General features: G+C 60.2%; 8 protein-coding genes. 3 read left to right on the top strand and 5 right to left on the bottom strand.

The annotated features are described in order from the left end of the window. Nucleotides 1-105 precede the first annotated feature (105 nt). Nucleotides 106-324 carry a hypothetical protein gene (locus EN879_RS14685; protein WP_063170163.1) on the bottom strand — a complete coding sequence of 73 codons (219 nt, stop codon included), beginning with the start codon at nucleotides 322-324 and terminating at the stop codon, nucleotides 106-108. Next, nucleotides 321-587, bottom strand: a complete 267-nt coding sequence (locus tag EN879_RS14680) for a hypothetical protein (RefSeq protein ID WP_063170162.1) — start codon at nucleotides 585-587, stop codon at nucleotides 321-323. Before EN879_RS14680 ends, EN879_RS14685 begins: the two co-directional genes overlap by 4 nt. Nucleotides 588-1,285: 698 nt before the next feature. On the opposite strand from EN879_RS14680, the gene EN879_RS14670 reads away from it, so the two are divergent. After that, nucleotides 1,286-2,464 carry a zinc-dependent alcohol dehydrogenase gene (locus EN879_RS14670; RefSeq protein WP_063170161.1) on the top strand — a complete coding sequence of 393 codons (1,179 nt, stop codon included), beginning with the start codon at nucleotides 1,286-1,288 and terminating at the stop codon, nucleotides 2,462-2,464. 422 nt (nucleotides 2,465-2,886) lie between these two features. Here EN879_RS14670 and EN879_RS14665 read toward each other — a convergent pair whose 3' ends face one another. Together EN879_RS14665 and EN879_RS14660 are read right to left on the bottom strand one after the other, a co-directional pair. Beyond that, the gene (locus tag EN879_RS14665; protein WP_063170160.1) at nucleotides 2,887-3,267 is read right to left on the bottom strand and encodes a response regulator; all 381 of its coding nucleotides are present in this window, start codon (nucleotides 3,265-3,267) and stop codon (nucleotides 2,887-2,889) included. After that, entirely contained in the window at nucleotides 3,264-6,374 is a 3,111-nt protein-coding gene (locus EN879_RS14660) for a CheR family methyltransferase (protein ID WP_063170159.1), read from the bottom strand. The genes EN879_RS14665 and EN879_RS14660 overlap by 4 nt, the downstream gene beginning before the upstream one ends. A gap of 271 nt (nucleotides 6,375-6,645) precedes the next feature. On the opposite strand from EN879_RS14660, the gene EN879_RS14655 reads away from it, so the two are divergent. Beyond that, nucleotides 6,646-7,302, top strand: coding sequence for a response regulator (locus tag EN879_RS14655; protein ID WP_082826656.1), 657 nt, complete (start codon nucleotides 6,646-6,648; stop codon nucleotides 7,300-7,302). A 102-nt stretch (nucleotides 7,303-7,404) separates the two neighbouring features. On the opposite strand, the gene EN879_RS14650 is transcribed toward EN879_RS14655, so the two are convergent. Next, on the bottom strand, nucleotides 7,405-7,677 hold the full coding sequence (locus EN879_RS14650) for a hypothetical protein (RefSeq protein ID WP_063170158.1): 273 nt from the start codon (nucleotides 7,675-7,677) through the stop codon (nucleotides 7,405-7,407). Between the two features lie 205 nt (nucleotides 7,678-7,882). Here EN879_RS14650 and EN879_RS14645 point away from each other — a divergent pair. Further along, on the top strand, nucleotides 7,883-8,691 hold an 809-nt coding region (locus tag EN879_RS14645; RefSeq protein WP_127274111.1), incomplete at its 3' end, for an SDR family NAD(P)-dependent oxidoreductase.

The following is an 8,691-nucleotide window of genomic DNA, read 5'->3' as shown; positions in this document are numbered from 1 at the left end:
GAGGTCTGCCAGCCCATATCAGTGTAGAAAAAGCCGACGACGAAACCGACAATGATGACTGCGGCTATCACCAGCGAGATTATCGCGTTGCGTCGCTCCATAGGCCTAGCCGCCACTTGGCTTGGGAGATGCAGGCTGGGCTGGCTGCGTACCTTGCTGATCGCCGCCGGTGCTGGTCTGCGGTGTCGGGTTGGTGTCCGTCGTGGGATTCTTGTCGACCGGTTGGCTGTTCGTGGTATCCGTCTTGGACTTGGCTGGATCGGCATTGTCATTACACGCCGCCAAGGCGAGCAATGCGGCCGACATCAAAAGCACTGCCCTCATGCTGATTTCTCCTGGCTGAGTTCGGGCGAAGCCGCCTGCCAATGACCTATCCGGTCGAACCGCACCGACAGCCCTTGTTTGACGGCGCTTCTGGCCAGCAGATGGTCCAGTTCGGCGTCCTCGATCGGGCTTCGTACGACCTGGCGGATGGCCTTACAGGCGAGTTCGGTCGAGACGAAATCATATCTCCTGCTCCTGGCGACAACATATTGTTCGACCAGCATCTTTACGCGCCTGAGCGCGATTTCTTCCGCGAATTGCATTTTGTTCCTCCTGCACGCCGAACTGCTGAACGGGTACGTTGTTCCAAAGATTTAAAACATGGCGCCCTGCCCATAGAAAGCCCGCGCTGCCGCGAGGGCGCGCGGGCTGATCAGGCTGAGGGAACCCGACCGTGCAGCATCAAACAAGGGGAGCGATGACGCTGCACGGCTACCGAACTCGCACAAACTTGAGTTGTTCCACCGCCATCATGAGTTGTTCACAGTCGAATGTGCCCAGAACAAAATCGCTTTTCATGGCCGGCATAAAGCCGCCCATTCAATCCTATCCGTACGGAACAATCAGCCTCGATGGTGGTTCGGCCGAAGCGAAATTCGGAGGACGTTATGACGAATGAAAAGTTGGCCGTGGTGAGGGCAAGGTCGGCACCGATGAGAAGGACAATCCCACCGATGTAGTCATAGCCGGTTACGAGGCGAGATGGCCGGCGAGGAACAAGTCATCAGCAGTTGGAGAACAAGCTGCAGGTCGCCGCGGCGCATGTGATGCCGGCAGGCACGCTGGCTGAACAGCACCGCAAGATGGCCGAGCCGGGTTCCGCATCCAAAGACTGAACAATCGGGCATCACGGCAGCAACTCCTATGTGTTGACCTGTATATCGACGGATTGCTGCAGACGCTCAGACGGTGCCTTTTACACGATTTGCCTTCCAACCTTCTTCCAACAAGGAGCAACCTCATGAAAGCGCTCACATGGCACGGCAAAGGCGACATCCGATGCGACCAGGTGGCTGATCCCGCTATAGAGGATGATCGCGACGTCATCATCAAGGTCATCTGCTGCGCCATATGCGGCTCGGACCTGCATCTGATGAACGGATATATGCCGACCATGGAATCGGGCGACGTGCTTGGACACGAGACCATGGGCGAGGTCGTGGAAGTCGGCCGCGGCCATTCGAAATTCAGGAAGGGTGACCGCATCGTGGTGCCGTTCAACATCTCATGCGGCGAATGCTGGTTTTGCCAGAAGGGGCTGTTCTCGCTTTGCGACAGGTCCAATCCCAATGCCAAACAGGCCGCCGAAGTGATGGGACAATCCCCGGCGGGCCTGTTCGGCTATTCGCATCTGGTCGGCGGCTATTGGGGAGGGCAAGCCGAATATCTGCGAGTCCCTTTCGCCGATGTCGGTCCGATAAAGGTGCCCGAAGGAATGGACGACGAACAGGTGCTGTTCCTCTCAGACATCTTCCCGACTGGCTACATGGCGGCTGAAAATGCCGGCATCGAGCCAGGCGATACCGTCGCTATCTGGGGCTGCGGTCCGGTCGGCCAGTTCGCCATCCAAAGCGCATGGATGCTCGGCGCCGGCCGCGTTATTGCCATAGACAAGGTGCCGGAGCGGCTGGCGATGGCTCGCGAGCACGGCAAGGCCGAGACGCTCGACTTCAGCAACTCCGATATTTACGACGCCTTGATGGCGATGACCGATGGCCGCGGTCCTGATCGCTGCATCGACTGTGTCGGTACCGAGTCGGATCCCGGCGCCAGTGCCGACGCCATGCTCGACAAGGTCAAGGCCGCCGTCTACCTCGGCACCGACAGGCCGCATGTACTGCGCGAAGCAATCTACTCCTGCCGCAAAGGCGGCACCATCTCGGTGCCCGGCGTCTATATCGGTCTCGTCGATCATATTCCGTTCGGCGCCGCCATGAACAAGGGCCTGACCTTCCGGATGGGTCAGACCCATACTCAGCGTTACCTCGAACCGCTCCTGGACATAGTCCAGAAGGGCGACATCGATCCCTCCTTCGTGATCACGCACCGGGCGGATCTCGGAGCCGGGCCGGATCTCTACAAGACGTTCCGTGACAAGCAGGATGGCTGCATCAAGGTGGTGATGCGGCCGCATGGTTGAGGTGTCGGGCTCTCGCACCAGGTCTGCCCTGAGTAAGTCGGCGGCCGTGGATCGCAATGGACCCGTTGGCACCTGGAACCTTCGATCGCGGCGACGGTTTGACCTGCAGACTTCACAGCGGCGGGACTACCGTGCCCCACCCGATGCAAAGAAAGGTGCTGCCATGAGCAATGAGAGTTCCACATCGAAACCCAGCGTCCGGTCTCCGAACGCCGATGGTCTGCCGCACCCGAGACGGGACGCCAGTGACACGGATGCCGGTGGCAAGCCGGAGACGCCGAAAACCGCAGGCACATCCCGGCCGTCGACCGCGCCGCTTGACAATCCGGTTGCCAATCGCAACGCCGGGCGGCCGCGTCAGGCGAGCACCACGCCTCGGCCGACGGACAAGCCCCTGGACTGATCGAAACCGGCTGTTGAAATCACGACGAGTGCGTGTCGGGACGAAGCAATGCCAGGTCGGCCAGGGTGTTGAGAAGGGCAGCGTCGCCTGCCGGCTTTGGCACGAATTTGCAGCTTCGGAAGGGTTGGGGAACATCACGCGGCCCAAATCCGGTCATGAAGGCGAAGGGGACGCCGCGAGCCAGCAATGTTTCGGCTACGGGCAGACTCGTTTCACCGTTCAATTGAATGTCGAGCAGCGCCACGTCGACTTTGCCTGCATCGATAAGTTGACGAGCCGCGGCGACCGACGAGACCGGGCCGATCACGGGATAACCCGCCGCACGCAGGCGAGACGCGACGTCTTCGGCGATCAGCCATTCGTCCTCGACCACCAGAACGCGCGGCCTGTCGTCGCTCACGGCGCCTCCTTGTGGTTTGCTGGAAACGCGATCTGGACGCTGAGGCCGTCCTTGTGGAACGCGGTCTCGACATGGCCGCCGAGCCTGTAACCAATTTCTCCCTGCAGCAGTGTCAGGCCAAAACCATTGTCCAAGGGCGCCTTGACAACAGGGCCGTCCTTTTCGCGCCAGCCAAATGTGAAACTGTCCTCCTCGATCGACCATTGCACACTGACCTTGCCGTCGGTTTTTGACAAAGCGCCGTACTTGGCCGCGTTGGTGGCCAGTTCATGAATGGCCATGCTGAGGGAAAGCCCCTGTTGCGGACCTAGTTTGACATCCTCGCCATCGAGTTCGATCCGCTCGATGCCGAATGGTTCGAGCTCCTGCTGGAGCAGTTCCCTGACCGAGGCTTCCTTCCATCTCTCCCGGGTCAGCAGGCCGTAGGCCCGCGACATGGCATGCAGGCGACCGATCAGCGCATCCGCGAACTCCTCCTTCGTATCAGAACTTTCCCGCGTGCGGCTTGCAATGCTGGCGATCACCGCAAGCATATTCTTGACCCGGTGGTTGAGTTCAGAGATGAGCACCTGCTGATGCTCTTCCGCCTGTGCCAGAGTGGTGACATCGACAAGTGTCACCACCACGCCCTGGATCCTGTTGCCCTTGTCGCGATAGGGATTGATGCGGACCATGTGGAACAGGCCCCTGGCATCGCGTGCCAGATGGTGATTCAGGATCTCGCCTGTCTCGAAAACCTTGTCGATGTGCTGCTTCAGCTCGGGGTAGTCGAGCTGGCTAGACAGATCCGTCAGCGGCCGGCCGACATCGGAGGGACGCAGGCTGAAGAAGGATGACGCCGCCGGCGTGAAGGTACGGACCACAAGGCTGCGGTCGAGGAAAATGGTCGCGATGTCGGTGCTTTCGAACAGGTTGCGCAGATCGCCGTTGACGTGGTCGAGCTCCTCTATCTTGGCCGTCAACTCGGCGTTGATCGTGTTGAGCTCCTCGTTGAGCGACTGCATCTCCTCCTTCGAGGCTTCGAGTTCCTCATTGGTGGACTGCGCCTCCTCATTGACGGAGACGAGTTCCTCGTTCGACGATTTGACCTCCTCCAGCGCGGTCTCGTATTCCTCGATCGTCGATTGCAGGCGCTCCCTGGTGTCGCGCAGCTCCCGCTCGAGATCGGCGGTGCTGTCACTGTCACGGCCGCCGCCGTCTTCCTCTGAGCGGGCCTGGGTCGGCCCCGACGGTTCGAACAGGACGAGATAAAGCGGCTCGCCATTGCCACGTTCGGTGAGCGGTTCGATCGTGAGCTTGATCGGCTGGACCCGTTCGTCGTCTTCCTCTACGATGAGGTTTTCCCGCACCACTGTGCGGCGCGTCGTCGTCGCTTCCCGCAACGCGGCGCGGAGGTCCAGTCGCAGCCCACGCCTAGCCATCGTCAGCAACTGCCGGCTGGGAATCCCTTGCGGCGCTTCGAGATATCTGCCGGTCCTGGCCGAATAATAGACGACATCGCCCTCGGCGTTGACCAGGACATGCGGCGGAGCGAAGCGCTCCAGCACCTGCGCCTCGACAGCCTGGCGCAGCGGATAACCGGCGGCTCCCTTCCTTAAGCCGGCGCTTTCAGAGGGAAAGACGCCGGAACGGCTCTCACCGATCAAGGCGGGCAGCCTGATATGCGGCGAGGCATGCTCGCGCGCCTGGAAGAGACGATGTTTCTTGTCGACAGTGGCAAACAGATTGTCGTGCTGCCCAACGCTTTCGGAGGTGCCGAGGAACAGGTAACCGCCGGGCTTCAATGCATAGTGAAAGACAGGGATGACACGGCTCTGGATGCTCGGGCCGAAATAGATCAGCAGATTGCGGCAGGAGACCAGATCCATGCGCGAGAAAGGCGGATCGCGAATGACGCTGTGCGGCGAGAAGATGCACAGTTCCCGTATCTCGTTGCTAATGACATAGCTCTCTCCGTCGCCGTTGAAGAACCGCTGTCGGCGTTCGGGTGAAAGCCCTTGCAGCAAGGCTTCGGGATAGCGTGCCGCCCGGGCCACCGCCAGCGCAGGCTCGTCGATGTCGGTGGCAAATATCTGGACGCGCGGAACGACCGTAAGCTTCTCCATGTGTTCGCGCAGCAGGATGCCGATAGAGAACACCTCCTCGCCCGTGGCGCATCCGGGAACCCAGACCCTGACGGTGTCGCTGGCGGTCTTGCCTTCGAACAACTGCGGTATGATCTTTCGCTCGAGCAACTCGAAGGCATCGGGGTCGCGAAAGAAGTTGGTGACATTGATCAGCAGATCGCGAAAAAGGTTCATCACCTCGCGAGCATCTTTCTTCAGCCAGTCTATATAGGCGCTGATGGAATGGACCTGGGCGATCTGCATGCGTCGCTTCACGCGGCGCAGAAATGTCTTGGTCTTGTAGCCCGAGAAGTCGTGGCCGGAGTGGCTGCGCAGAATGGCGTATATCTGTTCTCGCACCTTATCGATGTCGGCCGTATGGTCGCCATCTTCTTCCGCCAGCCCTTCCAGCGTGTCGAAGCCGCGGGCGAAAGCCTCCAGCTTCGCCCCGATCTCCTCGGCGGGCACAGCGACGTCGACGAGCCCGCTGGCAATAGCGCTCTGTGGCATATCGGGATTGCGCGGCCCGTAGCCGTCGTGCGCTTGCGCGACAGTGAGGCCACCCCGCTCCTTGATCGCCTTGGCGCCCAGCGTTCCATCGGAATCACCGCCCGACAGAATGACGCCCACGGCATATTCGCCCTGGTCTTCAGCGAGCGCACTAAAGAAGATGTCGACGGGTTTGCGCTCTTGGGTAAGCCCGTTGGGCCGCCGCAGGCGCAGCACACCGTTGGCGATCGCCAGAGTGACGTTTTGTGGCATCACGTAGACGTGGTCAGGTACAACAGCTATGCCATCCTCGGCCACAACGACAGGCATCTCGGTGTAGCGGCTGACAACTTCATGCAACAGACTTTCTCGCTTCGGGCTGAGATGCGTGATGATGATGAACGCCATGCCGGGCTGGCTGGTAACGCCTTTGAACAAGCCTTCCATCGCGGGAATGCCACCCGCGGACGCGCCGATGCCAACGATGGGAAATCTAGTCGATCGGGCAGTCACGGCATGTCCCCCTTTCGCCGACCCGACATGAAGTCTCCTCAAGGCCGGATCGAACAGGACACAACCATATAGCGCGCAAGAGGTATGGAACAAGACGTCAGGGATGACGTTGAACCCGATATCAATGGTGGTTCAATGACGAAACGCTCTGCTGACATAAAACTCCGAGCGCCAGTGGTGTCAGGGGCGCCTGGATCGCTAGCAGATTCCGATGCGGGGCCCGTCCCGGATCGCATGCTGATGCTTGCGAAGCGGTTGCAGGCGGCCTTGGATGACAGAATTCGGAAAGCAAATCCTCTGCATTCTAACCTCCGTTGCAAGAAAGGATGACGACGTGCGCGACCTGCGGGGGCTGCATATTCTGATAGTTGAAGACGAATGGACGATGGCGGGAGATCTTGCGCGGTTTTTCAGCAATATGGGCGCCATAATCCTTGGTCCCGCTGCAACCGTCGAACAGGCTTCCAAACACACCGGGACGGCCGAAGCTGCAATCCTCGACGTCAATCTCAATGGCCGACGCGTGTTTCCAATCGCCGATGAGTTGATGCGCCGGGGTGTCCCCTTCGTGTTCTTCAGTGGCGATGACGACATCGCCATTCCCGACCATCTCCGCTATGCCAGCAATCTGCGGAAATCCTCGGGCAGCCAGGCGGTGTTCAACGCACTCTTTCCCCCGCAGGAATCGGGGCGGGCGCCCCCCGGACCGGACCCGTCCGACGACGTCTTCGCGCTTTTGCCCAAACTGCGACTTGCGGCGCGCCTTTTGCTGGGAGACGTCGACGCATCGGATCGGCTCGTCGAGAGGACGCTCGAGCAAGCGATCCGGGATGTCGACCGCAGACAGCCTGGTCAATCCACTGAAAACTGGCTCAACGGCATCATGCGAGAGATGGCGAAAACCCGCGGCGCAAACCTGATGCATTAATTTTACCCTCCCTCTCAGGCTGAAGTGCTAAGCCGCGGGGCCGTCATTGTTGACCACATCTCGACAACTGGGCCGTACAGATCAGCCGCTTGGCTTGCGTCATCAGCCCTTCTGATCGCGCTCGACGAATTTGTTGAAACGGCTGGCTTTCCCCTCCCCAGTCTTGGCCTGATACAGAAAGGCCAGATCGTTCTCGTCGAATATCCGGAAGAACTCGTCCCATTCGATGGGCTCGAATGCTTCCTCAGGCTCACCGAAGTCGATCCGCAGGATGCCGCCCTCGCCTTTTGTGCGTACCACTGCCGGCCGGCCGTCCCGCTCCTCGGCCCACTTGCGAATTTCGTCGTGGTCGGTGGTCGTTTGCGACTGAGACATTGAAATCTCCTTTGATCGGCGTTGCTCCATGGGACACGCGGGCTGTCGGGCGTCCTAACAGCACAAGGGCGTCAATGTTCCAGCACCGCGCCGTGATCGCGATGCCGGCCCAACGAAGTCCGCCAAAGGAACTTTGTTGAAGCAAGGGAACAAACCTTTTGCCGAAAAGTTCGGGGCGCCGAGGTTACTTGTCTGAGGAGTCGTCGTGAAACGCATATTGGTTACAGGAGGCTGCGGCTTCATCGGCCGGCATGTCGCACAGGAACTCGTCGAGCAGGATTATTCGGTTCGCATCCTCGATGCGCTGCTGGAGCAGGTGCATGCGGGCGAAGCCGTCGCGCTTCCCGCCGGGACCGAACTGATCAAAGGTGATGTCCGAGACCGGGAGGCGGTCGCCAGTGCGCTGGAAGGTGTTGACGCGGTCATTCATCTGGCGGCGGAAGTCGGCGTCGGACAATCGATGTACGAGATCGCGCGCTATGTCGGCGCCAATGATCTCGGCACCGCAACGCTACTTGAAGCACTGATCAAGCACCCGGTCGAACGGATCGTCGTCGCCTCGTCGATGAGCGTCTATGGCGAAGGGCTCTATGCAACGCCAGACGGCCGGCGCATCGACAATGCCCGGCGCAAGGCGAGCGACATCAAAAGCGGGCAATGGAATCCGCTGTCGCCAGAGGGAGCCCCCCTCTCGCCGCTGCCGACGGACGAAGAAAAGCCGGTCGATCTCGCCTCAATCTATGCGCTGACAAAATACGCACAAGAACGCGCTGTGCTGATCTTCGGCGAAGCCTATGGCATCGATGCTGTCGCGTTGCGCCTGTTCAATGTCTTCGGCGCCGGCCAGGCATTGTCGAACCCCTATACCGGCGTGCTGGCCAACTTCGCTTCGCGTCTCGCCAACGGCCAACGGCCAATGATCTTCGAGGATGGCGAACAGAAGCGCGATTTCGTCCATGTGCATGACGTCGCCCGCGCCTTTCGCCTTGCACTGCAGCAACGCCAGGCAAAGGG

It is taken from the genome of Mesorhizobium sp. M7A.F.Ca.AU.002.02.1.1 (genome assembly GCF_003998535.1).
Taxonomy (GTDB): domain Bacteria; phylum Pseudomonadota; class Alphaproteobacteria; order Rhizobiales; family Rhizobiaceae; genus Mesorhizobium; species Mesorhizobium ciceri.
The sequence above is the reverse complement of the archived record's forward strand: the minus strand, read 5'-3'. Positions and strand labels throughout refer to the sequence as shown.

What these genes read in the sequence shown, in the direction of transcription:
- EN879_RS14670 (WP_063170161.1), top strand. Translation starts at nt 1,286, where the DNA reads ATGAAAGCGCTCACATGGCACGGCAAAGGCGACATCCGATGCGACCAG.
- EN879_RS14650 (WP_063170158.1), bottom strand. Translation starts at nt 7,677, where the DNA reads ATGTCTCAGTCGCAAACGACCACCGACCACGACGAAATTCGCAAGTGG.
- EN879_RS14655 (WP_082826656.1), top strand. Translation starts at nt 6,646, where the DNA reads ATGACAGAATTCGGAAAGCAAATCCTCTGCATTCTAACCTCCGTTGCA.
- EN879_RS14680 (WP_063170162.1), bottom strand. Translation starts at nt 587, where the DNA reads ATGCAATTCGCGGAAGAAATCGCGCTCAGGCGCGTAAAGATGCTGGTC.
- EN879_RS14685 (WP_063170163.1), bottom strand. Translation starts at nt 324, where the DNA reads ATGAGGGCAGTGCTTTTGATGTCGGCCGCATTGCTCGCCTTGGCGGCG.